Source organism: Nonomuraea sp. NPDC049709 (assembly GCF_040674815.1).
In the GTDB taxonomy this organism is placed as follows: domain Bacteria; phylum Actinomycetota; class Actinomycetes; order Streptosporangiales; family Streptosporangiaceae; genus Nonomuraea.
Genome location: NZ_JBFANM010000028.1, coordinates 50,609 through 74,742 on the forward strand (window position 1 = coordinate 50,609; position 24,134 = coordinate 74,742).

The 24,134-nt window shown below is 70.3% G+C and carries 20 protein-coding genes; 9 read left to right on the forward strand and 11 right to left on the reverse strand.

What is annotated here, in order from left to right; all coding sequences use genetic code 11:
• Positions 1 to 139: 139 nt before the first annotated feature.
• The 3 genes from AB0J69_RS27385 to AB0J69_RS27395 all read right to left on the reverse strand — a co-directional run bounded on the left by AB0J69_RS27385 (position 140) and on the right by AB0J69_RS27395 (position 2,234).
• Positions 140 to 1,114 (reverse strand): AAA family ATPase, encoded by a 975-nt coding sequence (locus AB0J69_RS27385; protein ID WP_364122728.1) that lies wholly within the window; start codon positions 1,112 to 1,114, stop codon positions 140 to 142.
• 205 nt (positions 1,115 to 1,319) lie between these two features.
• Positions 1,320 to 1,463 carry a hypothetical protein gene (locus AB0J69_RS27390; protein ID WP_364122730.1) on the reverse strand — a complete coding sequence of 48 codons (144 nt, stop codon included), beginning with the start codon at positions 1,461 to 1,463 and terminating at the stop codon, positions 1,320 to 1,322.
• Between the two features lie 141 nt (positions 1,464 to 1,604).
• Positions 1,605 to 2,234, reverse strand: a complete 630-nt coding sequence (locus AB0J69_RS27395; protein WP_364122732.1) for a TetR/AcrR family transcriptional regulator — start codon at positions 2,232 to 2,234, stop codon at positions 1,605 to 1,607.
• Between the two features lie 85 nt (positions 2,235 to 2,319).
• On the opposite strand from AB0J69_RS27395, the gene AB0J69_RS27400 reads away from it, so the two are divergent.
• Positions 2,320 to 3,093, forward strand: coding sequence for an SDR family oxidoreductase (locus AB0J69_RS27400; RefSeq protein WP_364122734.1), 774 nt, complete (start codon positions 2,320 to 2,322; stop codon positions 3,091 to 3,093).
• Positions 3,094 to 3,140: 47 nt separating this feature from the next.
• On the opposite strand, the gene AB0J69_RS27405 is transcribed toward AB0J69_RS27400, so the two are convergent.
• Both AB0J69_RS27405 and AB0J69_RS27410 read right to left on the reverse strand, forming a co-directional pair.
• Positions 3,141 to 3,677: a GNAT family protein gene (locus AB0J69_RS27405; protein ID WP_364122736.1), complete on the reverse strand. Its 537-nt coding sequence runs from the start codon at positions 3,675 to 3,677 to the stop codon at positions 3,141 to 3,143.
• A 95-nt stretch (positions 3,678 to 3,772) separates the two neighbouring features.
• Positions 3,773 to 6,022 carry a BTAD domain-containing putative transcriptional regulator gene (locus tag AB0J69_RS27410; protein ID WP_364122738.1) on the reverse strand — a complete coding sequence of 750 codons (2,250 nt, stop codon included), beginning with the start codon at positions 6,020 to 6,022 and terminating at the stop codon, positions 3,773 to 3,775.
• A gap of 267 nt (positions 6,023 to 6,289) precedes the next feature.
• On the opposite strand from AB0J69_RS27410, the gene AB0J69_RS27415 reads away from it, so the two are divergent.
• Both AB0J69_RS27415 and AB0J69_RS27420 read left to right on the forward strand, forming a co-directional pair.
• A complete protein-coding gene (locus AB0J69_RS27415) occupies positions 6,290 to 7,420 on the forward strand; it encodes a hypothetical protein (RefSeq protein WP_364122740.1) in 1,131 nt (376 codons plus the stop codon).
• A 185-nt stretch (positions 7,421 to 7,605) separates the two neighbouring features.
• A complete protein-coding gene (locus tag AB0J69_RS27420; protein ID WP_364122742.1) occupies positions 7,606 to 8,586 on the forward strand; it encodes an MBL fold metallo-hydrolase in 981 nt (326 codons plus the stop codon).
• 55 nt (positions 8,587 to 8,641) lie between these two features.
• Here the strand turns inward: AB0J69_RS27420 and AB0J69_RS27425 are convergent, their stop codons facing one another.
• The 4 genes from AB0J69_RS27425 to AB0J69_RS27440 all read right to left on the reverse strand — a co-directional run bounded on the left by AB0J69_RS27425 (position 8,642) and on the right by AB0J69_RS27440 (position 14,269).
• Positions 8,642 to 10,156, reverse strand: coding sequence for a beta-N-acetylhexosaminidase (locus AB0J69_RS27425; protein WP_364122744.1), 1,515 nt, complete (start codon positions 10,154 to 10,156; stop codon positions 8,642 to 8,644).
• Between the two features lie 144 nt (positions 10,157 to 10,300).
• Positions 10,301 to 11,851: a pectate lyase gene (locus AB0J69_RS27430; RefSeq protein ID WP_364122746.1), complete on the reverse strand. Its 1,551-nt coding sequence runs from the start codon at positions 11,849 to 11,851 to the stop codon at positions 10,301 to 10,303.
• A 113-nt stretch (positions 11,852 to 11,964) separates the two neighbouring features.
• On the reverse strand, positions 11,965 to 13,548 hold the full coding sequence (locus AB0J69_RS27435) for a right-handed parallel beta-helix repeat-containing protein (RefSeq protein WP_364122748.1): 1,584 nt from the start codon (positions 13,546 to 13,548) through the stop codon (positions 11,965 to 11,967).
• 508 nt (positions 13,549 to 14,056) lie between these two features.
• Positions 14,057 to 14,269, reverse strand: coding sequence for a hypothetical protein (locus tag AB0J69_RS27440; RefSeq protein ID WP_364122750.1), 213 nt, complete (start codon positions 14,267 to 14,269; stop codon positions 14,057 to 14,059).
• A gap of 345 nt (positions 14,270 to 14,614) precedes the next feature.
• Here AB0J69_RS27440 and AB0J69_RS27445 point away from each other — a divergent pair, with 345 nt between their 5' ends.
• The 4 genes from AB0J69_RS27445 (at position 14,615) to AB0J69_RS27460 (ending at position 22,043) form a co-directional block, all read left to right on the forward strand.
• The gene (locus AB0J69_RS27445; RefSeq protein ID WP_364122752.1) at positions 14,615 to 15,454 is read left to right on the forward strand and encodes a prephenate dehydratase; all 840 of its coding nucleotides are present in this window, start codon (positions 14,615 to 14,617) and stop codon (positions 15,452 to 15,454) included.
• Between the two features lie 177 nt (positions 15,455 to 15,631).
• Positions 15,632 to 18,307: a hypothetical protein gene (locus AB0J69_RS27450; RefSeq protein ID WP_364122754.1), complete on the forward strand. Its 2,676-nt coding sequence runs from the start codon at positions 15,632 to 15,634 to the stop codon at positions 18,305 to 18,307.
• 278 nt (positions 18,308 to 18,585) lie between these two features.
• On the forward strand, positions 18,586 to 19,572 hold the full coding sequence (locus AB0J69_RS27455) for a hypothetical protein (RefSeq protein WP_364122756.1): 987 nt from the start codon (positions 18,586 to 18,588) through the stop codon (positions 19,570 to 19,572).
• Positions 19,573 to 19,868: 296 nt separating this feature from the next.
• Entirely contained in the window at positions 19,869 to 22,043 is a 2,175-nt protein-coding gene (locus AB0J69_RS27460) for a tetratricopeptide repeat protein (protein WP_364122758.1), read from the forward strand.
• Positions 22,044 to 22,050: 7 nt separating this feature from the next.
• Here AB0J69_RS27460 and AB0J69_RS27465 read toward each other — a convergent pair whose 3' ends face one another.
• Entirely contained in the window at positions 22,051 to 22,233 is a 183-nt protein-coding gene (locus AB0J69_RS27465; RefSeq protein ID WP_364122760.1) for a hypothetical protein, read from the reverse strand.
• Between the two features lie 91 nt (positions 22,234 to 22,324).
• Positions 22,325 to 23,134, reverse strand: coding sequence for a class I SAM-dependent methyltransferase (locus AB0J69_RS27470; protein WP_364122762.1), 810 nt, complete (start codon positions 23,132 to 23,134; stop codon positions 22,325 to 22,327).
• Between the two features lie 249 nt (positions 23,135 to 23,383).
• On the opposite strand from AB0J69_RS27470, the gene AB0J69_RS27475 reads away from it, so the two are divergent.
• Together AB0J69_RS27475 and AB0J69_RS27480 are read left to right on the forward strand one after the other, a co-directional pair.
• The gene (locus AB0J69_RS27475) at positions 23,384 to 23,755 is read left to right on the forward strand and encodes an STAS domain-containing protein (protein WP_364122764.1); all 372 of its coding nucleotides are present in this window, start codon (positions 23,384 to 23,386) and stop codon (positions 23,753 to 23,755) included.
• Complete coding sequence (locus AB0J69_RS27480; protein ID WP_364122766.1) at positions 23,752 to 24,114, forward strand: STAS domain-containing protein; 363 nt, start codon at positions 23,752 to 23,754, stop codon at positions 24,112 to 24,114. Before AB0J69_RS27475 ends, AB0J69_RS27480 begins: the two co-directional genes overlap by 4 nt.
• The last annotated feature ends 20 nt before the right edge of the window (positions 24,115 to 24,134 follow it).

Below are 24,134 nucleotides of genomic sequence, written 5' to 3' on the forward strand. Positions count from 1 at the left end.
GCGTCCGTGGCGTCCCAGCCTGCGGCTCCACACCGGCTGGTGATCACCGTCGTGCAGGTCTGGCCCGCCGGTAGCAGAGGGCGGACCTGATCGGCATCCCGTGCGTCGTCCAGCAGCACCAGCAGGCGACGGTCGGCGGTCAGGGTCCGGTACGAACCGGCCAGCGTGGCCAGGTCGGAGGGAAGGTCTTCGGGGGAACGCCGAGCGCCCGCAGCAAGGTCCGCAATGCCGTGACCGGTTCGACCGGCGCGTCGTGCGACCCGCGCAGGTCGAGGTAGAGCTGCCCGTCCGCGAACCGGTCAGCGATCGAGTGGGCCCAGTGAACGGCCATGGCCGTCTTCCCGGTGCCCGCGGGACCTGTGACCAGCGCGACGGCTGCCGATCCGGACCGTGCCAGATCGCTCAACGCGGCGAGCTCCGCGCTGCGGCCGACGACTTCTCCGGACGCGGCGGGGATCGTTCGGGGGATCACGCGGAGGCGTGGCGCGAGGAGCGCGGTCGCAGGCGGGTCGACGAGCAGTTCCGCGTACAACTGCTGTAATTCGGCGTTGGGATCCACGCCGAGATCCTCCGCAAGGCGGATCCGGAGTTCCTCGTACCGCTCCAGCGCGGCCAGATATCGTTCGGCCAGGCGCGGCGCCTCCGCCTCCTGCAGCCAGGGGGAGGCCACGTCCTCGAACGGCTCACCTCTCGACAGCGCCAACGCCTCGTCGAGCAGCCCGCGTTCCAGATCGGAATCCTGGGCCCGCGCTGCCCGGTCGAGGATGCGCCCGAAGCGCAACGCGTCCACGTCGTCGGCATCGACCCGCAGGAGGAATCCGTTCGGCCGTGTCTCGACCCACCCGCCGCCCAGGGCGCTCCGCAGCCGCGCCGCGTAGTTCTGCAGACTCCGGCGGCTGTTCGCGGGGCATCCGTCCGACCACACCATCTCGGTGAGCCGTTCCATGGACACCGTCTTCCCCGCGGACATCGCCAGGGCGGCCAGCAGCGTCCGCAACCGGTTGGCGGTCAGCCGGATCGGCCGCCCCCAACCGAAACCTCCAGCGGTCCCAGCACCCCGACCGACAACCCCTGTGACAACTTCCCCCCACCGTCCGCCCCTGGTCAGTGACACCTCCAGTCAAACAACCAGCACCTTCAGACGGCATCCAGAGCAGCTTCACCTGCTCATCGCCCAAGGGCCCGAGGTGGCTCAGCACAGATGTGGAGGGGTTGCGGATGAGCGGCCGCGGAGACCGGGCGCCGCTCGCCCGCACTCGCCCGCACTCGCCCACGCTCGCTCGGCGAGGCGGCGAGGCGGCGCGGCGGCGCCCGATCCGTCAGTGGTTGCAGCAGTCCTGATCGAAAATGCGGTACGTCACGGCGGTTCCGGACGACGCGCCGGCCGAATTCAGGTAGCCCGCGCTCATGACCGCGACTCCGGCGAGAGCGGCGATGGCGAGAAACCGCGAGAAAGATCTCATGGCACTCCTGACTTTGACGAGCTGTTCGCTTCAGTTAAGGTCCGGCCGTCCTCAGAACCGCCTCATCCTGCGCACAGCCGAGATGTCGCGCCCGACGCGCGGCCGAGGTCGGCGCACGCTCGGCCGATCGAGGGCTGTGCGTCAGCCTGGCGGATCCGGCTCGTGTCGCGGCCACGCGGCCAGGGCCAGTTCGGCGATCTCGGTGAGCTCGGCCGCATCAGCTCCGTCCCGGGCGCGCTGCGACATCCCTTGGATGACGGCGGCGAAGTAACCGGCCAGGGCGCGGGGGTTGGCGTCGGCGGGTAGCTCGCCGCCCTGCTGAGCGGCGCGCAGGCGGTCGTGGAAGATCTCGAGGTTGGCGTTGCGCAGGTCGCGCAGGAACGCCGCGATCTCGGCGTCCTGGACGGTGACGTTGGTGGCGGCACTGATGGTGAGGCAGCCGGCGGGGTGGGAGGGGTCGGGGTAGATCGCCGCGGCCTCGCGCAGGACTCGGGCGAAGGCGTGGTACGCCCCCGGCTCCTCGCGGAGGGCGACGCCGACGAACGCGCCGACGGGCGAGCGGGCGTATGCGTGCACGACCTCCTTGAACAGCGCCTTCTTGTCCCTGAAGGCGGCGTACAGGCTGCCCGGGCGGATGCCCATCGCCTCGGTGAGCTCGTTGAGCGAGGTGGCCTCGTAACCGCGCTCCCAGAACAGCCGCGTGGCCGCGGCGAGTGCCGCGTCACGGTCGAACGTGCGCGGGCGACCCCGTGCCGTGCCTGCTTGACCCATGCCCCACATTCTAGAGCGTCCACTCAAGAAATCGTGCTAGCGTACTTGTTGAGCAATCACTCAATAAATGGGAGGCGGGAACACCATGGGCGGACGCATGCTGGAGGGCAAGGTGGCGCTGGTCACCGGCGGCAGCAGGGGGATCGGGCGGGCCATCGCCGAGCGGCTCGGCCGGGACGGCGCCGTCGTGGCCGTCACCTTCGCCCGCGATCAGGCCGCGGCCGACGAGGTCGTCGAGAGAGTCGGCAAGGACGGCGGCCGGGCGTTCGCGATCCGGGCGGAGCTGGGCAGGCACGGCGACGCGGCCGCGCTGTGGGCCGCCTTCGACGCCCAGGTCCAACCGCACTCGCTCCGGCCGGGCGTCGACATCATCGTCAACAACGCCGGCATCGGCCGCAGCTCCGACCTGGCCTCGCTCACCGAGGAGCAGTTCGACGAGGTCTTCGCGGTGAACGTCCGGGCGCCCTTCTTCGTCGTGCGGCACGGGCTCAGCCGGCTGCGCGACGGCGGGCGCGTCATCAACATCTCCAGCGGCGCCGCCCGCCTGGCCATGCCCGAGATCATCGCCTACGCCGCCACCAAGGGCGCCCTGGACACCTTCACCCTCAACCTGGCCGCGCAACTGGGCCCGCGGGGCATCACGGCGAACTCGGTGGCCCCCGGGATCGTCGACACCGACATCAACGCGGGATGGCTGCGCGGCAACCCGGAGGCCGAGGCCCACGCCGCGTCACTGGCCGCCCTCGGCCGCGTCGGGCAGCCCGAGGACATCGCCGGCATCGTGGCCTTCCTCGCCTCCGACGACGCCCGCTGGGTGACCGGCAGGGTGGTCGACGCGACCGGCGGCGCCGGATTGTGACCCTCTTCTCGAGTGGGGCCGCCGCGCCATTCCCGCCCGAGAAGCAGTCACAGCGCCGGCTTCCAGTCCTGGACGAGGAGCCCGAGCAGCACCTCGTCCAGGAACTCGCCCATCACCCAGGCCGCGGAGCGCAGCACGCCCTCGCGGACGAAGCCGTTGCGCTCCGCGGCGCGCAGCATCGCGACGTTGTCCGACAGCGTCTCGATCTGCAGCCGGTGCAGGCTGCGCACGACGAAACCGTAGTGGCACAGCACCGCGACCACGTCGGTGCCGTAGCCCTTGCCACGGGCCGACGGCAGCAGCCCCAGCCCGATGTGCGCGGACCGGTTGTGGGTGTCGATGCCCCAGAACGTCGCGGTGCCGACCAGCGTGCCGCCGTCCAGCTCCACGACCGAGAACGGGACGTGCCCCTGCTCCTTGTCGTCCACCACGAGCCGCGGATCCTTCGAGCCGGGGGTGATCGGCCGCCACGGCCCGCCTTCGGCCCGCGAGGAGTTGACCACGTCGTCGTAGAGCTCGGTCCGGAGGATCGGAATGTCGTCCTCGTACCGGGCCCTGAGCCCGACCTTGTTACCTCTCAGCATGCCGACTTCCTATCCGACCGGGCTGTCCGGCGGCAAACCAAGCCGATCCTGACCACCTCCGTCGCGCTCCGGCGTCAGGAGACGCGGAGGAACGCTCACAAGTCGGCCGGCGCGGCGTTGTCCGAAGTGCATGCGGTGGCGAGATCGCCCTGGAGGACGCCGCGGTGGCGGGCAAGAAGCCGGACGACTCGACGGATCGGGAGCTGGGCGGCCAGGCCCGGGCCGAGGGAAGGGAACCGGTCGGGGAAGCCGTGCCGGGCGAGGGCGAGCAGGTTGGGCAGCTCCGCCTTCAGCCAGCCGGCGGCATCGGCCATCGGAGGCGTGGGAATCCTGCTCGGGTCTATGCGCGGGCGCGTGTCGACCTCGTACGGATAGAGCCGGTCGATGGCCGCCGAAGCGCCCCGGCTGTAATAGTCCAGCAGGCGGCTCAACGCGGCACGCTGCTCGGCCTCGGACTCCTCCGCGACGGCCTCCTCGGCGGCATGGGCACTGATCAGGTCGTGAAAGCGGTAGCGGGCGGGAACGTGCTCCTGCAGCAGATGGCTCTCCAGCAGCCTGTCCAGCAGCACCGAGGCCCGCGTGACGGTGGTGGCCAGCAGGGCCGCGGCCGCGTCAGGGGTGATGTCCACGCCGGCGTGCAACCCCAGCAGGCGGTAGGCGCGCCGCTCGGCGGTGGTGAGCGTGCGGTAGGAGACGTCGAGGGCGGCGGTGACGCTGCGTTGCCCGGCGTGCAGCTCGCTCAGCCGGTGCTGACGCCGTCGCAGTCGTTCCAGGAGATGGCTCACGCTCCAGGCGGGATGGGCGTTCAGCCGGGCCGCCGCCAGCCGGATCGCCAGCGGCAGCAGCCCGCACCACCGCACCACCTCGGTCAGCGCCTCCGCCGGCGTGTCCACGAGGCGTTGTCGTGCCGCGGTGGCGGCGAACAGCGCGACCGCGTCCGTGAGCGGCATGACGTCCACGGTCACCGTACGCGCACCGTCCAGGCCGACCAGCCGCCGCCGGCTCGTGATCAGGACGAGGCAGCTGCCCTCCCCCGGCAACAGCGGCCGGACCTGTGCCTCGTCGGCGGCGTTGTCGAGCACGATCAGCAGCTTCTTGTCGGCCAGCACGCTGCGGTACAAGGCCGCCCGGTCGTCGAGGTGCCGCGGGATCGACTCTCCGGGGACGCCCAGCACACCGAGCACCCGGGCGAGCGTGTCGGCCGGGTCGGCCGGAGCCGCGCCGCAGGTATAGCCGTGCAGGTCGATGAACAGGTTCCCGTCGGGGAAGCGGGGAGCCAGCTCGTGGGCGGCGTGGACGGCCAGCGCGGTCTTGCCGGCTCCCGCCATACCGTCGATGGCGATGATCGGCACCGTCGTCGTGTCACCGGCCCGCACCAGGACGACGAGCTCCGGCTCCCGGCCGACGAACGAACCCACATCGGTGGGCAGTTGCCGGGGCGCGGCATGGACGTTGCGGCACGCCCGCGCCGCGAGGTGCTCCTGCGTCAGCGAGACCCGCTCCCGCCAGGTGCGCAGCAACTCACCCAGTGCCGGATCCTCCTTACGGAGGATCGGCTGCCTCCCGTTCCGTGCCTTTGACGGCGCGGGCGATAGGGGGCGCGCCTGGTGCGCATGCTCCTGGGTGAGGACGGCCTGATGCAGCCGTCGCAGTTCGGCGCCGGGGTCGATGCCGAGCTCCTCCTTGAGGAGGTGGGTAACGGTGCGGTAGGCCTCCAGGGCTTCGGCCTGCCGTCCGGTCCGGCACAGGGTGGTCATGAGCTGGACCCACAATCGCTCCCGCAGGGGATGTTCGGCGGTCAACCCACGCAACTCCGCGATGAGCGCGGCGTCTTCTCCCAGCTGAATATCGAGGTCGATACGGCGTTCGAGCCCATAAAGGCGCTGCTCGGTGAGGGGCGGGACATCGATCTGGTGGAGGGCGTCGGATTCGATGTCGGCGCAGGCCGGACCGCGCCACAGAGCGAGCGCCTCGTGCAGGAAACGGTTTTCCAGCACCGGTGTCGCCGCGTCGGCTGCCAGCCGCATCGACTGCTGGAACTCGAGCAGGTCGAGTTGGCCGGGTTCGAGGCGGGCAAGATAGCCACCCGGCTCTGTCTGGATCACTTCGCTCAGGCCCAGGATCTGCCGCAGGCGCACGATGTTGGTCTGCACGACCCGACGCGGGTTTCGCGGAGGCCGCTGACCCCACATACGCTCGGTGAGCTGGTCGAGGGGGACCACCTGGTTGGGCCGGAGCAGGAGGGCGGCGAGCAGCACCCGGATCTTGCCGACCGGCACCGACAGATGCGTCCCGTCACACGTCACTGCCAATGGGCCGAGCAGCGAAAACCGCAAAGCGGCCATGACACCCCCACTCCTGCGTTGACGCGCCCCGTCACGCGCCCCCGGCAGTTCAGACTGTGCACCACCCGGCGGAAGCAAAACAGGGCAGCAACCAGACATCGTGCGGTCATTTCGTCCGGGGCCGCGACCCCGACGGTCGTTCCAGGGACCGGGCCGACGCTGGGATGAGGGGATGGACACGCCGGTCTTGCGGAGGGCGGAGAGCAGGCTGCAACGGGCGCAGCCGTGTTCGCGGGCGCGCTGTTATAGTCCGTCGCGGAGGCGCCGATGAGAGCATGGTTGCCGGCCGTCGTGGCCTGCCTGGTCGTGCAGGGCTGCGCCGCCGCGCCCACCCCGGCGGCCGGATCCGAGCCGCCGCCCGTGCCCGTTCCCGCGTCCGAGTTCGCGCCCGTTCCCACGCCCGAGCCCACGCCCGAGCCCACGCCGACGCCGGCCGACGAGGATGTTCCGCTGTCGGCGCGGTGGGAGCTCGTCCCCGGCCTGCCCGACGACCACTCCTGGGAGCGGGGCCTGTACGACGTGAGCGCCGCCTCCCCCGACCTCGCCTGGGCCGCCGGCTACAAGGGCTGGGAGGACGGCGTGGAGATGACCCTGCGCCACTGGGACGGCTCCCACTGGCGGCGTCTGCCGGCGGACCATACCGGCAGCTTGGCGGCGGTCGACGCCGACGGGCCGGCCAACGCCTGGGCGGTGGGCGGCGGTGCCTTCGACGAGCCCGTCGCCCTGCAGTGGGACGGCCGCTCCTGGCGACGCCATCGGTCGCCGATGACGTCGCGGGACGTCGCGGTGGACGGCGGTCGCGTCGTCCTCATCTCGTCCTCGCAGGTGATGCAGGGGTACGGCGCCCGCTTCAGCCGGAAGCTCACCGTCAACCCGCCGGCCGACGAGCTGCGCGCGGTGAGCGCGGGCGCGGGGCACACCTGGATCGCCGGATCACGCATGGAGCAGCCGATGGTCTGGCACGGCTCGGCCCGCGGGTTCGAGCAGTCCGAGATGCCCGTGGTGCCGGGCGGCGGCACTCTGGGCGCCGTCTGGCAGAACAGCCCGTCCGACGTGTGGGCGGTGGGACGGGCCGGGGAAAGCCCCCTCGTCCTGCGGTGGGACGGCGCCTCCTGGACGCGGGTCGCGCTGCCGCCGGACTGGCGAGGCGAGCTGACCAGCGTGACGGCCTTCGGCCCCAGCGACGTGTGGATCGCGAGCCTGCGCACCGGGACCACTCCACGGCACGTCGTGCTGCTGCACTGGGACGGCCGGACGTGGACGCGCGAGCGCTCGCCGTCGCCCGGCGAGGTGACCCGGGCGGTGGTCGAGCGCATCCCGGGCACGTCCCAGCTGTGGCTGGCGACCTCGATCGTGAACGGTGACTCCGAGTCGATCGTCACCTACCGCCGCCGCTGAGGTCAGGCCGCTCCCGGGACCACGCGATCCTGGACGCGCGGGCCCCGGGTTCCCCGGAGCTGCGGAGCACACCGCCGGCCTGGAAAATCGGTGTGCCCGGGGGAAGATCGGGCGCTACGATCGCGGACGCTTGATCACCGGCGGCGGGAAGCGCTGTCCACGACCGCTCAGGAAAGGCCCCCTCGATGATGCAGGTTCCGGAGCAACGGCTTGACCATCCCGAGCTGCTGGAGCGGGGGCATCCCTTCCGGCAGTGGAAGACCTGGCGGATCCACGGAACCGAGCTGACGCTCACCGGCTACTCCCGCGCGAACGACAAGACCTTCTTCCACATCCCCGAGCTACGGTGCAGCCTCGACGCGGGGCTGTGTGAGGGGCGGCAGGTGGACACGGTCTTCCTGACCCACACCCACCACGATCACTCCAAGGATCTCGATTTCCTGGCTTCCTCCGGCGCGGACGTCTACCTGCCCGCTGAGTCAGTGCCGTACGCGGAGTCCTACCTGCGCGCGTCCGCCGAGCTCAATCACGGGGCGGGCTTCGACCCCGCGCTGGCGGGGGGTCACCGCCTGCATGGCGTGCGGCAGGACGACGAGTTCGTCTTCGGACGCCGCGGACACCACGTGCGGGTGGTGGAGTGCGAACACAAGGTGCCCTGCGTGGGATACGCCTTCTCGGAGCGGCGCAAGGCGCTGCGGCCGGAGTTCGAGGAGCTGCGGCGGTCCCTGGTGAGGGAGGGGCGGGGCGAGGAGTTCGGCCGGATCATGGCCCGGCGCCGCAAGGAGGGGGCCGAGGTCGACGCCGAGGTCAGCCGGCCGCTGTTCGCCTTTCTCGGCGACACTCATGTGAACGTGTTCGAGCGGAACCCGTGGCTCTTCGAGTATCCGGTCGTCATCACCGAGTGCACCTTCCTGGACGACGCCGAGGCGGAGCGCGCGAATCGGGTCGGGCACACGGTGTGGAGCCGGCTCAGACCCCTGGTCGAGGCCCACCCCCAGACCTTGTTCGTCCTGGTGCACTTCAGCCTGCGCCACTCGGACCGAGAGATCCTTGCGTTCTTCCGGCGGGAGCGGGAGGAGGCGAAGGACGGGCGGCTGGACAACGTGCTGTTGTGGGTGCACCCGGCAAGCCGCCTGCCCGAGCAGCACCAGCACAGCGGATCGTGAGCGGCCGCGGCGGGCCGTCCCCCTGCCCCGCACCTGTGCGGGGCAGGGCAAACGGTCAGGTCGCCATCCGCCAGGTTTTCCGGGGTTTGTTGTGCATCCGTCCGGGAACGCCGGGGCGTTGCTGCCATGGGTGCGGCCCGGTGGGCGGGCGGTATCCGACGCCCAGCGCGTCCAAGCGGGCGTAGTGCGCCATGCTCATCCGGCGCTCGAAGTCCTCGAAATCGCGTTCGTCCGGGTCCGGCAGGTCCGACCAGGCCACTTCGGCGAACGCGACGAGGCGGGGGAACGCCTGGTAGTCGACCCGGCTGCGGTTCTCGGCAACCTCGGTCCACAGGTTCGCCTGGGTGCCGATGATGTTGGCCGCGTGGGGTGTGCCGGCCAGGCGGGGCGGCACGGGTTCGAAGCGGTAGACGTCCTCCAGCGTGTGCACCCATCCGAACGGTACGGGCTCCTCGTCGCCATGGGCCTGCGCATGGTCGAGGTAGACCTCCTGTTGCGGACACATCACCACGCTGTGCCCGGCCTCCGCGGCGGCGATCCCGCCCGCGTACCACCGCCAGCACATGACGGCTGCGTCCTCCGCCAGGCCGCCGTCCAGGATCTCGTCCCAGCCGATGAGGCGCCGTCCCCGCGCGGCGAGCCATCGGTCGAAGTGACGGATCATCCAGGCCTGCAGCTCGTCCTCACCCCGGAGCCCCAGTTCACCGATGCGCGCCTGGGCCGTGGGCGACTTGCGCCACTGATCCTTGAAGCACTCGTCACCGCCGATATGGACGTACCGGCTGGGAAAGATCTCCAGCACCTCCTCCAGGACGCCCTCGTAGAAACGCAGCACGCCGTCGGTAGGAGCCAGCACGTTGCGGTTGAACCCCCAGTCGGTCCACACCTCCAGCGCGGCGGTGTCGACGACGTCGGCGTTTCCCAGTTCGGGGTAGGCGGCGATGGCGGCCTGCGAATGGCCCGGAAGGTCGATCTCGGGGAGGACCGTGACATGCCGCTCCGCCGCGTACGCGACGATCTCCCGTAGATCGTCCTGAGTGTAGAAGCCGCCGTGCGGCCGCTCATCCCAGAGCGGCGGCTCGCCCCAGCCCATGCGAGTCCGCCGCCGCCAGGAGCCGACCTCGGTCAGCCGGGGGTAGCGTCGGATCTCCACCCGCCAGCCCTGGTCGTCAGTGAGATGCAGGTGCAGGACGTTCAGTTTGTGGGCGGCCAGCAGGTCGACATAGCGCAGCACGTCGTCCTTGGGCAGAAAGTGCCGCGCGACGTCGAGCATGAAGCCCCGCCAGGCGAAACGCGGCATGTCCTCGATGGTCACGTACGGCACCGTGACCGGCCCTCGCGTGATGGGGGCCCGGCGGAAGGCGTCCGGGCCCAGCATCTGCCGCAGGGTCTGGCGCCCCCAGAAGACACCGGCCTCGTCGCCGCCCACGATCTCGACGCCGTCGGCCGACACGGTCAGCCGGTACGCCTCCGGCCCCAGCGACGGATCGACACCGGTACGCGCATCCCCGCCGAACGACCCTGAGCCGCCGGCCCGTTCGAGCCGACGCGGGGCAGGTATCACGTTCACCTCGGACGCCATACGCCCAGTCTCACCACAGAAACGGGTCATCCGCCAGGCGGCTCCGCCACCTCATGATGGAGCACCATGATCTCGGCATCGGTGCCCGGCCGGCCGGGTGGCACCGGCCGGCCGGGCACCGAACCTGACGGTCTACCCGGCGTAGGTCTCGAACTCGGCGACCCGCGGCGTGCCGGTCGAGCCGGCGATCCTGAAGGTGACCTTGCTCAGCGAGGTCGGGGCGAAGGTGATGCTGCCCGCACCGCTGCCGGACTTCAGGACGGCACCGTTGGTGCCGTTGAGGACCTGCCAGGACCCGATGGCCGCGGCGCCTGACGCCTCACGGATGACGATCCTGGACACCGTCTGGGCCGAGCTCCACTTGATGGAGATGTCGCCGGTCGAGCCGGCCGGTGACCAGTAGGTGCTCAGGTTGCCGTCCCGCACGTTGCCGTAGCTCGTTCCGTCGGCCTTGCTGGAGCCGTCGGAGCCGGCCCCGATGCTGAGGTTGTTCCCGCCGGGCGTGGGGCTGATCGTCGGCGTGGGGGTGACCGTCGGCGTGGGGCCGGTAGGTGTCGGCGTCGCCGTCGGTGTCTGCGGCGAGCAGTTGCCGTTCGACACCTGCAGCCCCTTGTTGGCGCCCGCCGTCTGCCGGACGATGCCCGGCACGCAACCGGCCCCGTCGAGGCTGTAGGAGTACGGGACGCTGACGGAGGTGTTGGACTGCGGGTCGGGGCCGGCGGGGTTGTTCTCGCTGCCGGGGCTGGACCAGGTCACGTTGTCGAAGATGTTGCCGGCGACCTGCCAGTAGCCGGCCTCGCTGGTGTAGAAGGTGCCGAGGACGTCCTTGGAGTCCTTGAAGTGGTTGTTCTCCACCTTGGCGCGAGCCCCGGCCCGGGAGTTGATGCCGGACTCATGCAGGCTCACGTAGGAGTTGTTGTAGATGTGAGCTATGCCGCCGCGCAGCAGGGGCGTGCGGGAGTCGATGTTCTCGTACAGGTTGTGGTGGAAGGTGATGAAGCCGTTCGAGCGGTCGCTCTCGCTGGACCCGATGAGCCCGCCGCGGCCGGAGTTGCGCAGGATGCTGTACGACAGGGTCACGTACTGGGTGTTGTCCTTCATGTCGAACAGGCCGTCGAACCCCTCCGACTCCCCGCCCGAGGCCTCCAGGGTGACGTGATCGACCCAGACGTTGCGCACGTCGCTCTCCATGGAGATGGCGTCACCACCGTTGGACGTGGGCGAGCCCGACTTCTTGACGTTCCGGACGGTCACGTTCTGGATGATGATGTTGCCGGCCTCGCGGATGTGGATGCCCACCTGGTCGAAGACGGCCCCGCTGCCGACCCCGATGATCGTGACGTTGCTGATCTGCTTGAGCTCGATCACGCCGGCGGCGGTGTTGCAGCTCTCGCCCGACACCTTGCTGGTGTTGCCGTGATTGACGGTCCCCTCGACCTCGATGGTGATCGGGGTGCTGCTGCTGGCCCGGCCGCACAGGGCCGCATGGATCGCGGTGCCCGTCGTGGCCCGCACCGTCTGCCCGCCCGCGCCGCCGGTGGTCCCGCCGTTGGCGGTCGCGTAGCCCGTGGCGCTGCCGGCCGCCGCCGACGCCTGGAATGCCGGTAGGGCCATGCCGACCGCGGCCGCGATGGCCGCCGCGGCCAGCCCCGCCTGAAGTCGCAAGGCGACTGCTCGTCTCATGCTCGTCTCACCTTCGTCGTCGATTGCTGGATGCGTTCTTCTCTGTCGGGTCGGTGCTCTCTCCGGAGCGGCCGGGGAGCGGAGCCGTGCTGCGGTACGTGGGTCCGCCGACGTCAGATCCGCGCCCCGACGTCGGCGCCGTTGGCCGGGAGCAGGAAGGCGGAGGACGGGATCGAGCCGTCTGCCGCCCGAGGTCCCTTGATCACGCTCGCGTCGGTGCTGGTGAACGTCCATGAGCCGCCGAGGTCCCACGAGTTGCCCGAGCCGGACGACGACGAGCCGAGCGAGACCTGGGTCTGGTTCGCCACCGACAGGTTCTTGGTGAGGGTGGAGTCGGAGTCGGCGAAGTCGAAACCGGTGCCGCCGTTGCGCCAGGCGGTGTTGCGGTCAGCGGCCAGCCGGCCGGGGTTGCCGTTGTCGATGAAGCCGCCGACGGCGTTGTCGAAGGCGATGGAGTTGCGGATGACGTGGTCGGCCGGCGGGTCGGGGTCGCCGCCGCCGAGCTTGAAGCCGTTGCCGTCGCCGGTGTAGCCGGGCAGGTTCCACCGGTTGAAGCCGTTGCCCCAGGCCACCGACGACTCCACAGTGACCGGGGACAGGAACATCCAGAAGTCCAGGCCGTCGTCGGAGTTGTGCCACAGCCGGGCGCCGCGGATCACGTTGCCGCTGCCCGAGCCCTCCTTGATGGCGACCCCGTCGGCGCTCTCGCCGTTCTTGCGCGGGTCGCGGTTGCCGTAGGCGTCCAGGTCGATGATCTGGTTGTTGCTGGACGCGCCCTGCAGGTGCAGGCCGGATTCGTAGTTGTCCCTGACGGTCAGGAGATCGAAGACGTTGTCGCTGGTGTCCAGGCCGAAGATCCCGTACGGGCCGTTGACGATCTCCAGCCCGACCAGCCGCCAGTGCTCGCCCTCGATGTGGATGGCGCCGCGCTCGGGGCGCGGGATGGTGGAGCCGACCGCGCCGGGCGTGTACGGCATGTTCTCGCCGTCGATGATCACCCGCTCGCCCTCGTGCGCGGTCATCGTGATCGGCCGGCTCGCCGTGCCGCTCTTGACCAGCTGGATGTTCGTGCTCGGCGCGTACGTCCCGCCGCGGATGACGATCGTGTGCCCCGGTTGCGCCAGATCCACGGCCCGCTGGATCGTCCGCAGCGGCGACGCCTGCGTGCCCGGGTTGCCGTCGTCGCCGTCGGTCGCGACGTACAACGTGTTCGCCGGCGGCGGCTGGTCGCCGGTCTCGACGTCGAGGTGGTCGAGGTTGGGCAGGCCGGCGGCGGTGGCCGGGTTCAGCCGGATGGTGTTGGCGCCGGCGTTCAGCGAGACGGTCATGGTCTTGGTGACCCAGGCCGACCATGCGCCGGTGCCCTCGAACGACGGGGTCGCCACCGTGGCTCCGTTGACGATCAGGCCGGCGGTCCTGGCGGTGGTGGTGCCGTTGGCGAAGCGGAGGCCCAGCGTCGCGGTGCCGGCGGTGGAGGAGTTCACGGTGAACTGGGCGTAGGCGCCGGTGGCGTTGTCGGCGTTGCAGAAACCGGTGCCGGAGTAGCCGGCCCAGTTGGAGTCGATCGTGCCGACGCAGACCGCCGGAGAGGTTTCGGCCTCATACCGGACGGGCGCGGCGTGCGCCGGGTTCCCGGACAGCGCGACGAGCACGCCGGCCAACAGGCCGGCGCACGTGAGGAAAGGCGTCAGGCGCATCGATGGTCTCCCAGCGACGGACGCGACGAGCAGCCGCCACCCGGCCACGTGGCCGGCACGGCCGCCGATTTTCGGTCTTTGCGCACGGTGAAACTCCAGTTCGGCTGAGGGGGTGTGAGCGCTTGGCGCGTCGAAGCGCGTCAGGAAGTCAGCTTTCGGGTGCCCGCCCCGGCGATGACGATGGGCCGGCCGGCCCGGTGGGCACGGAAGGCGGCGCCCCCGTCCACCGCGCACGCGCCCTGTTCGTCGCCGCCTTCATCAAGCTCCCTTCGTCGGACAGGCTGACCTGCCGGACACCGTCGGAGAAAGCGCCCACCCTCGATTGGTAAGCGCTTTCCCAGGTGCGTTTGGAGTGAAGCACAAGGTGACGGAGATGAGAAGTGCCGGATGGCGGGACACCCTGCCGGCTCGCGATCCGGGCAGGTCAAGCCGCCCGCCTGACGGCTGCCCGAGTTGCAGCGGCCGCTGAAACTTTCATCCGCGGCACGCCGCGGCTGCTGAGGGGAGGTCAGAAGTCCCAGGTGCCTTGGGCGGCGGTGGCGCGGGCACAGTCGGTGAAGTCACGGGCAGGCCGGCCGAGCACCGTCCGGACGTCGCCGGTCAGCGAGGCCAGGCCGCCGGACCGTACGTACGCGTACAGGTCGGCACTCAGCTGCACCCGCTCCCCCGGCACGCCCTGCGCGCGCTGCTCGTCCGCGTACGCCTGGGCGGTCAGGGGCACGTAGCGGAGGTCGCGTCCTGGCCATGGCGGTGGACGGCCACGGGCGGCCGGTGATCGCCTGGATGGACTTCGGAGGCTGGGACGACTGGGACCTGGTCGTGACCAGGCCACTCACCTTGCGAAAGCGCCGCAGCCGAGCAGACCCGAGTGCCGGCGCCGGACGACGAAAGCCGAGCGGGCCCGAGTGCCGGCCGCGGACGACGAACTCGGCGACCTGCTCGGCATCCGCTCTCATCCGCTCTCATCAGCTCACCGGCGACGACGAGAGGGCGGTGTTCACGGCGCCTGGGCCGCGACCGGGCCGTCGCCGGGCAACCGTGCCCGGCCGCGTGGGAAACTGCTGCGGTGACCGCACGACGTATCGCCTACCAGGGCGAGCCCGGCTCGAACTCCCACATGGTGTGCAAGCGCCACTACCCCGACTGGCACACGGTGCCGTGCGCGTCCTTCGAGGACGTGTTCGCGGTGGTGGAGAACGGGGAGGCCGAGCTGGCGATGATCCCGATCGACAACTCGATCGCCGGCCGGGTCGCCGACATCCACCACTTCCTGCCGACCTCGGACCTGTACATCATCGGCGAGCACTTCCTGCGCATCCAGTTCAACCTGATGGCGCCGCCGGGCGCGACCCTGGACACGATCAGGGCCGTGCACAGCCACGTGCATGCCCTCGGCCAGTGCCGCCGGATCATCCGCGAGCACGGCCTGGTGCCGGTGATCGCCGGTGACACCGCCGGCGCCGCGCGCGAGGTGGCCGAGGCGGACGACCCGACCCAGGCGGCGATCGCGCCGCCGCTCGCGGCGGAGATCTACGGCCTGCGCATCCTCGCCCGCGATGTCGAGGACGAGGAGCACAACACCACCCGGTTCGTGGTGCTCAGCCCGCACTTCATCCAGGCACCGCGCGGCGCGGGCCCGGTGGTCACCTCGTTCGTCTTCAATGTCCGCAACCTGCCGGCCGCGCTCTACAAGGCGCTGGGCGGGTTCGCGACCAACGGCATCAACATGACCAAGCTGGAGAGCTACATGGTCGGCGGCCACTTCGCGGCCACCCAGTTCCTCGCCGAGGTCGACGGGCACCCCGAGGACCCCGGCCTGAAGAACGCGCTGGAGGAGCTGGCGTTCTTCACCACGGACGTGAAGATCCTCGGGGTCTACCCGGCCGACCCGTCCCGCGCCGGCTGAGCCCCGGCACGGCCGCCGGGGCGCCCTCGTGGGCCACCGTCTGTTCGGCGCCCTCCAGCCGGTGCTTCCCGTACACGCAGGCGTTGATCCTGACTTGATGGTCCGGCGCACCGCTCTTGTGCCAGCCCGTCAAGTCTGTCACCGTCGGCCGGGAAATCATCCACGGGGAGGCATCACATGGGGTTGGCAGGCGTGTTACGGGTGGCGACGATCACCTTCGTGATCGTCGCCTTGGGGGCGGTAGCCGCCCCCGCGCAGGCGGATCAGCGGTCGGCACCGGCGCTCGCCGAGGTCGCCGCCGATCAGCGGCCGCGCGATGACTACTCCAAGCTCGCGCCCGGTCTGCGGGCGCTGCTGGAGGACGTACGTTCCGGAAGCCTGAACGAGCAGGCGTTCGTCAACCACGGATACGCCAAGCTCGGCTTCCAGGGGAACAACCCGCCGAAGAGGTACCGGGACGAGTCGCTCACGGAGCAGGAGCACGCGTACCTGGCGCTGGTGGTCAACGACGTGCTGCAGAAGCTCCCGCACGGGGTGCGCAACGGCATCGTCAACCGCATCGCGAAGGGTGCCTTCGACAGCCCGCCGGCCGAGCCGGAGCCGTCCACGACCGCGCTCGTACCCGGGTTCCCGCAGTGCGACAAGGATCTGAACCTCGCCTGGGTGGGGCGGTGGAAGTGCAAGCACAGCACCCCGCACTTCGAGATCTGGTACAACGTCGACGGCGACCGGCCGGTGGACACCGACGACGGGCCGGTGCCGTATTGGACCTACGGGATCGAGGGAGACGGCATCCCCAACTACATCCAGCGGGCCGCGGGCCAGCTGGAGGTGGCGCTCTACGACTACGCCAACCTGGGCTACAAGCGGCCCAACGACGACCCGATCGTCGTGCTGTACGGGTCGAGCCGGGGCACGGAGACCGACGCGTTCACGCCGCCGACCTCGTTGCTCGGTGCCCGGAACACGATCTGGATGGGCAACAAGGCCGACGAGTGGTCCACGCCGCGGCACGAGGTCTTCCATGTGCACCAATACGCCTACATGAAGACCGATGTGATCAACAAGGTAGGCAACTTCGTCCCGCTCCAGTCGTGGATGGAGGCGACGGCGGAGTGGGCGACGCATCAGTCGGTGCGCGACGAGCCCGCTCCGGGCTTCCCCGATGCCGAGCGCTACGACTACGCCAAGAACATCGTCGAGTTTCTCGGCCGTCCCGACCTGCGGCTCACCCACTGGGACGGCTTCGCGCGGGGACGGCAGTACGGCGGGTTCATCTTCGCGGAGTTCCTGGAGGAGCGCTTCAACGCCGATGTGATCCGTAAGTCGTGGGAGAACATCGCCGCCTCCGACGAGGGCGATCCCGGCATCCAGCTCGCCAACACGGTGCAGCAGCTCGGCAGCCACATCGTCAACGAGACGATCGCGTTCGCCCGGGCAAGCTACCAGCTCTGCGGCGAGGCGAAGGGCGGGCACCAGGGCGATCCGTGGGGCGGCGTCTGGCACATGACCGACCCCGACATCTCCAAGTGGTGCGACCTCCTGGACGCCGACGCACGGACCACCAAGGGCGACCCCTTCCCCGCGATCCCCCGCCCGGCGCGCCAGGTGGTGAACCTCCAGGAGAGCGGGACCGTGAGCGGTGACGTCACGCTCTACCCCGGCGGCAGTGCCTACCTGGACATCACCGCGCCCAAGGCCACCTCCGACAAGACGTGGCGATCCTGGATCGTCGCGCTCAAGGCGAAGGTGGAGCAGCAGGTCGGCTTCGTCACGATCTCCACGATGCACTGGAAGGACTTCCCCACCCGCGCGTACGAGGACGACAGCGTCACCCCGCTGCCCGACTTCGACCAGAGCGTCCGGATGGGCCCGTGCGGCGGCCACGTACGGCAGATCACCCTCGCGTTCACCCACCACAACCCGGCGCAGGTCGACTACCGCGAGCCGCCCGCGAAGGTGCACTGGGAGGTCGGCGCGAGCAAGCTGGACGGCGCCGGCATCACCAACGGCACCGTACAGCTGGGCGTCAGCAGGTACGGCACGCTGATCGAGGAGGGTTGCGGCCCCTCCACCGGGGAGGGCGTGACCTCGCTCGGGCTGCGCTACGTGCCCACGGGGGCCGAGGCGCTGGCTCACCCCGACCCGGCGCACCAGTGCCCGTGCGAGGGCTGGGGCACGCAGGTCACCTGGCCGGTCGGCGCGGGTGGCTACTCCACCTGGGCCCACGCCGGGCGGGGCATCTCCGGGCTGCCGGGCAGCGGCACCGGGAACATCGAGGTGGTCAGCTTCGACGCGACGGACTCCACGGCCAAGTCCGTGCTCAAGGTCGAGCATCCGACGGGCGACCTGATCGTGGAGCACGAGTTCGTGCCGTCGGCGCGGCCCGAGCTGTACCAGGTCAAGGTGACCGTCCGGGCCGCGGGCGAGGCTGCCGACCAGCCGCACGTCACCTACCGCCGGGTGATGAACTGGAACGTCGAGCCGACGGCGCGCCAGGAGTTCCTCACCACCGACACGGCTGCGCCCGGCACGGAGTACGTCAGCGACGACGGCTTCGCCTCGCCCGATCCCGCCGCCGGGCGGACGAAGCTGGTCAACGAGGGCGAGATCAACGAAGGCGGGCCGTACGACCAGGGCAGCCTGTTCGATCTCAACATGCCGATGACGTTCGACCCGGCGGAGGGGCTGATCGGCAAGATGTCCGTCTACTACGGCGCGGCGGGCACCAGCGTCGCCGCCAACGAGGCACTGGACGCCCTGGGGATCCGGACGTCGGCGCGGGCCAGGGCCAACACGACCGGGAGCGGCTCGCCGAACGTGTTCATGTTCGGCTACGTGCCGCACCACTAGCCGCCGGCCCCAGCAGCCCGCCGACCTCCCGAACGGGCCCGGGTCGCTCGCAAGGTGGAGTAGCGCCTGCCTGCGACCTGGCCGTTCGAGGGGTCGGCGGTGCCCGGGCCCGGAAGTTGCGATCGTTCCATCCTCGTTCACCCCGTCAGGCTCGTAGGTAGGCGAGCACAGCCAGGACGCGACGGTGGTCGTCGGGCGCCGGCGGCCAGCAGTTCGGCGGCATCGCCGACGGCGCGTACCTCGTGGCCGAAGTGGGTCAGGGTGTCGTACGGCTGGCCATGGCAGCACCGACGTGGCTGCGCGGCGAGCGCGAGGCGCCCGTGCCGCTGGTGGCGTTCGGACCGCGCTTCGCGCGGCACCTGCTGGACAGCACCTCGGCGGTGGCGGAGCCGGAGGAGTGGTGGGTGCGCGCGGGCGCGCCGTCGGTGGTCGTGGAGAACTACAACTGGCGCTACAAGTCCGTCCAGCACGCCTGGGTGCGCGAGGCGGGGCAGCGGGTGTCGATGTGGCAGGTGATCCCCTCCCACGAGCAGGACAGGCCGGACGAGGAGCTCCGACGGATGCGGGTGCTGCTGTCGCGGTTGCACGCCGAGTACTCGGCTGTCGAGCAGGTGCTGGCGCTGTGCGAGGACGGCCGGCTGGAGGTGGGGCGACCGGAGGTCGAGCACTACCTGATGCGGGCACTCGATCTGCTGCTGCGGCCCTCGCGGCACGGGTTCGCCGCGGCCGAGATGCTGGCGCAGATGCTCGCCCGCACCCGCGAGGTCTACGCCGACACCGTGCAGACCCTCGACTTCCTCGCCGGCTCCTCGGCCAACCCGGTCATCGCCGCCCGCGTCGAACAACTACGCCTCCTCATGGCCGCCGCCGGGGGTGACCGGCCCTTCCACTACTCCCCGGAGGTCAACGTGACCACGTTCAACCACAACACCTTCAGCAACAGCGCGATCAGCACCGGCAGCGGGGACGCCACCGTGCACAACCTGGCCGCCGACGACACGGCCGAGCTGCGCGCGCTGGTGGAGGAACTGCTCGACGCCGTCGCCGTGCTGCGTGAGCAGCTGCCCGAGGAGCAGGCGGTGGCGGTCGAGGACGCGGCCGGCGGTGTGGAGCGCGAACTGGACAAGGAGCCGGGCGAGCGCAGCAAGGGCGGGCTGAAGGCCAGGCTGAACACGATCTTCGAGGTCGCCGCCAACGCGGGCGCGGCGGGCACCGCGCTGGCGGGCGTGGTCACCGCCATCCAGGGCATGCTCGGCGTGAAGTGAGGCGGCCTCCGGGGGGTACGACCCCCGGAGGGTGACGCTTCACCCGGAACGACGCGCGATCCGAGCAGGCCGTGATGCCTGAAGGAGGACCTACACACGGTCGAGGCCGTGAATCCCAGGTGGCCATGGGCCCCGAGGCGGCCTGCCGTCCAGCTTAGCGGCCGGCGACGTCCAGGGGGTGAGCGGCGAGCCGGCGGTTGGCGCCCTCTGCCGTAATCGGCCGGCGGCATGTGACACTCATCGGGTACGGCCTTCCGATTCATCACAGACACCTTTTCTGCGCAGAGAGGGATGAAGTGCTGCCGCGCTGGCTCAAGGTCGTGATCGCGGCGCTGCTGCCGTCGACGGCTGGGATTCTGGCCTGGTGGATCTGTGTGGCGCACGGGCTCGGACTGGACACCACAGGCATCGTCGTGGGTCTGGTCGTCCTGCTCCCCGGAACGCCGCTTGCCATATGGGCCGGGCAGCCGGTGCCGAGCGCCGGCCCGCCACATGCCCCGAAGAGCGACCCGCGCCCGGTGCCTGCGGTGATCGGTGACGTCCCCCGCGAGCCGAAGGCCTTTCAGCCGCGTCCGGATCTGAGCGAGCGCATCGACGAGCTGTTCTCCGCCTCTCGCATGGCGGCGGTGGGCGCACTGGTCGGTGGCCGTGGAGTGGGCAAGACCCAGCTGGCGGCGGCGTACGCCCGGCGCTGTATCGAGCAGGGCATCCCGGTGGCCTTGCTGCACGCCGAGACCGCCGAGCAACTTCACGGTTCCGTGGATCAGATGGCTGCCGAACTCGGATTACGCAGCGACGTCGACGACTCGGCGACCGTGGCTCGCAAGGTCAGAGGGTGGCTCCAGGAGCGGCGTGAGCCGTACCTGGTCATGATGGACAACGCGACAGACCCCGATCTGCTCGCGCCGCTGCTCCCCTCGCACGGGCGGGCGCGCGTGCTGATCACCACAAATGATCACTCATTCGAGCGGCTCGCCACGCTGGTTCCGGTGGAGCAGTTCACCGAGGCAGAGGCGGTGGACTACCTTCGCGCGCGAGTGAGCGGGGACGATGGCGGCTTCCGGTCGCTTGCCGAGGAGCTGGACCGCTTGCCGCTCGCCCTGGGCATCGCCGCCGCCGCTCTGGTCGGCCCGCCACGCCTGTCCTGCGAGTCCTACCTGCAACGGCTGCACGCCACCCCCATCGAGGTGCTTCTCGCGCGGCCTCGCGGCGAGCCGTACCCGACCGGCGTCGCGCAGGCGATCCTGCTGTCGGTCGGGCAGACCAGCCCGGCCACCGCGCACCTGCTCGGCGAGTTGTCCGTGCTGTCGACCTCCGGGGCCGGTTTCGACCTGCTCGGCCCGCAGGCGGAGACGGCTCTGGCCGAATTAGGTGCCCGATCGCTGGTCACGTTCAGCCGGAGCGACACGACCGCGTTCGTCCACCGCCTCGTCCGGCGTGCCGTACGCGATCAGGCCGGTCGTGACCGCACCCTGTCCGAGATGATCGAGACGGCCGCGCAGCGGCTGTGCGCGGCGGTCGAGGACATCTCCGACCAGGATACCTGGCGGAAGTTCCCCACGATCATGGCGGCGGCCGAGCACGCAACGGCCTTGTGGGAGGCCGTGGAGCAGGTTCCCGAGGAGGAATCCGCGCAGCTGCGCCCGGCAGCCCGGCTCGTACTCCGGGCCCGCCATGGCGTCGCGTCCCACCTGGTCTATCTCAACGACGGCGGCCGGGCCGTCCCGATCGCCGAAGCCGTCGTCAGGGGGCGTGAGCAGCTCCTGGGAGCCGAGCACCCGGACACCCTCACGGCTCGGCACACGCTGGCGCATGCCTTCGAGTACGCGGGCCAGGTCATGCAGGCCGCCGGACTTTACCAGCGGGTCGCGGACGAGCGCTCCCGGATCCTAGGCGATGATCACCCGGATACGTTGTGGTCGCGGGCTTCGGTGGCCTTCTCGTACACGATGGCGGGCAGGGCGGCGGAGGCGGTGCCGCTGTTGGATCGGGTTGTGGCCGACCAGGAGCGGGCGCTTGAACCCGACCATCCCACCCTGCTCGCGGCGCGCTTTTTCCAGGCCTACACCAACGTCGAGGGAGGCCGGCCCGAGCGGGGCATCAGGTTGTTCCAGCAGCTGATAGCCGATCATGAGCGGATCTTCGATGGCGACTATCCCGACACCTGGGTCGTCAGAGGGCAGCTGGCGCGCGCGTACAAGGCGGCGGACCGGGCTGATGAGGCTGTCCAGCTGTACGAGCACGTCGCCGGACACCAGGCGCGGCTGCTGGGCGCCGACCATCCCGACACGCTGATCACCCGGCATGGCCTGGCCGCGGCTTACGAGGCGGTCGGACGGACCACCCACGCGCTGGCCGAATACGCATGGGTCGTGAACCGATTCGAGGCCGTCATGGGCCCCGAGCAGACGCTGACCAAGACCGCCAGAGACGACCTGGAGCGCGCCCGCCGGAATCTCCGCCAGGGTTGAGACACAGCTACCGAAACACGGCCGGCGTGGTCAGCGGGGGTGGGACGAGCGGCGGCAGAGGATCGAGCCGCCACGCCTTCCTGACCTCCGAGAGGGTGGACCTGGCGAGCCTGTCGGCCGTGCCGATCTCGTGCTGTACCCGCGCCAGCGCGGGAAAGGAACCAGCGTGGCCGGGCTGCGACGCCCTCATCGTGAGCTCCTTGGACAGCACCGCCGAGAAGATCGCCGTCGCAGGAGGCTGTCCTGTGCCACAGAACCTGCTCGCTGGTCGGCGTGCTCAGCTAGCCGTCCGAGCCGGCATCTGCCGGCGGTACCTCGACGACGAAACACAGGAAGCTGAGTTTGTTCGAAAAGTCGTCGAAGTCGTCGGGGAACAGCTCACGGGCGGCCGGGTCGGCCTTCGGCTCGCTGATGACGGCAAGGCGGAAGCCCGCGGCGGCGAAGGCATCGGTCATCGCCTGCAACGGCCGGCGCCAGAAGGTCATCGGGAACGCCTGTCCGTCGAACGTCCATTCGTCGGTGTAGCTGGTGGTCGCGCGATAGCTGGGCCGAGGCTCCTGGATCAGGTAGTCCACGAACGGGTGGTGCACCGACGCGATCAGCCGGCCGCCGGGCCTGAGCACGCGGCGCATCTCGGCCAGCGTCGGCCCCCAGTCCTCCAGGTAGTGCAGCACCAGCGACGCGACCACGTCGTCGAACGTTCCGTCGGCGAACGGCAGCGGATCACGCAGGTCGGCCACGCGCAGGTCCGCGTCGTCACCGAGCCGCCGCCTGGCCACCGCCAGCATCCCGGCGCTGGCGTCGATGCCGGTGACGACGGCACCGCGCTCGCGCAGCGCGGCCGACAGGGGGCCCGAGCCGCAGCCGGCGTCCAGGATCCGGCGGCCGGCCACGTCTCCGGCGAGGGCCATGATCGCGGGCCGCGCAATGTACGCGTTGATGAGGCTGTTCTCGGTCTCCGCCGAGTACGCCTCGGCGAAGCTGTCGTAGTCATTCGCCTGGGCCGTCGGATCCGCCGGCTGGGCTGCGGTCGAAACCCAGGCAGGCCTCAATGGTGCGGGACTCTCGGGCACGTCGGTTACGCGTTCCATCGTCGCAGCCTAGCGATCTTTGGTCGCGAGACTGACGCACATGCCCCGACGGAAGCGGGAATGCGGAACGGATGCACCTCGCTCCGAAGATCATGTGACGAACTGGCTTTCCTGCACCAGCGTTCACTCATAGCCTGTGCGGTGACGGCGATGACGCCGCCGTACCAACCGGGCCTACTCCAACACGGTCGTGATCACCATCGCTCAGCTTCCCGTAGCCTGAACCCGCCGAGGCCCACCATGACATCCTTGAGCCTTGACTGCCGCTCACTCACGGCCTTTGTGGTGATCAGCGTGGCCGGCGAACTCGATGCGACCAACGCCGATGACCTGGAGTCCTACATCGGCCGGATGCGACGGCCGGGCCAGCCCGTGGTGCTCGATCTCGGCGGGCTCACCTTCATGGACAGCATCGGCCTGCACGTCCTGCTCCGCGTCCACGGTGACGTGCGCAAGCAGGGCAGCGCCTTACACCTGGCCGCCGTACAGGACCTGCCCGCCCGCGTACTGCAGATCACCGAAGTATGGGATGCCCTCAACATCCATTCCAGCGCGGAGGCGGCGATCACGACCCTGCTCAGCTCGCCCGCCCCGGCGCCGCGCCTGCGGAGGCTACCGTGATCCTCACGCACCGGTACCTGCATGGCGCGAGCGTGATCACGATCACCGGGGAGGTGGACGCCATCACCTCGGGCGAGCTGGAGACCTACATCGACCAGGTACGCCGCAGCCTGGACGAACATCTGATCATCGACGCCGGTCGGCTGTCCTTCCTGGACAGCTCCGGACTGGCCGTGCTGCTCGCCGCCGCGACCCTTGCCCAAGCTCACGGCGCCGCCATGCACCTGGCCGGACTACAGCCACGGACAGCTCGGATCCTGGAGATCACCGGCTCCTGGCCGGCGGTGAACACCTACGACCACCTGGAACAGGCGACGGCCGCGATAGAGCGAGCCGGTGGCGTCGAACGACAGCCTTAACCACTCGGTCTGGGGAAGGC

Coding starts and splice junctions, on each gene's coding strand:
- AB0J69_RS27390 (WP_364122730.1), bottom strand. CDS start 1,463: ATGAGATCTTTCTCGCGGTTTCTCGCCATCGCCGCTCTCGCCGGAGTC.
- AB0J69_RS27395 (WP_364122732.1), bottom strand. CDS start 2,234: ATGGGTCAAGCAGGCACGGCACGGGGTCGCCCGCGCACGTTCGACCGT.
- AB0J69_RS27400 (WP_364122734.1), top strand. CDS start 2,320: ATGGGCGGACGCATGCTGGAGGGCAAGGTGGCGCTGGTCACCGGCGGC.
- AB0J69_RS27405 (WP_364122736.1), bottom strand. CDS start 3,677: ATGCTGAGAGGTAACAAGGTCGGGCTCAGGGCCCGGTACGAGGACGAC.
- AB0J69_RS27410 (WP_364122738.1), bottom strand. CDS start 6,022: ATGGCCGCTTTGCGGTTTTCGCTGCTCGGCCCATTGGCAGTGACGTGT.
- AB0J69_RS27415 (WP_364122740.1), top strand. CDS start 6,290: ATGAGAGCATGGTTGCCGGCCGTCGTGGCCTGCCTGGTCGTGCAGGGC.
- AB0J69_RS27420 (WP_364122742.1), top strand. CDS start 7,606: ATGATGCAGGTTCCGGAGCAACGGCTTGACCATCCCGAGCTGCTGGAG.
- AB0J69_RS27430 (WP_364122746.1), bottom strand. CDS start 11,851: ATGAGACGAGCAGTCGCCTTGCGACTTCAGGCGGGGCTGGCCGCGGCG.
- AB0J69_RS27435 (WP_364122748.1), bottom strand. CDS start 13,548: ATGCGCCTGACGCCTTTCCTCACGTGCGCCGGCCTGTTGGCCGGCGTG.
- AB0J69_RS27450 (WP_364122754.1), top strand. CDS start 15,632: ATGGGGTTGGCAGGCGTGTTACGGGTGGCGACGATCACCTTCGTGATC.
- AB0J69_RS27455 (WP_364122756.1), top strand. CDS start 18,586: ATGGCAGCACCGACGTGGCTGCGCGGCGAGCGCGAGGCGCCCGTGCCG.
- AB0J69_RS27465 (WP_364122760.1), bottom strand. CDS start 22,233: ATGAGGGCGTCGCAGCCCGGCCACGCTGGTTCCTTTCCCGCGCTGGCG.
- AB0J69_RS27470 (WP_364122762.1), bottom strand. CDS start 23,134: ATGGAACGCGTAACCGACGTGCCCGAGAGTCCCGCACCATTGAGGCCT.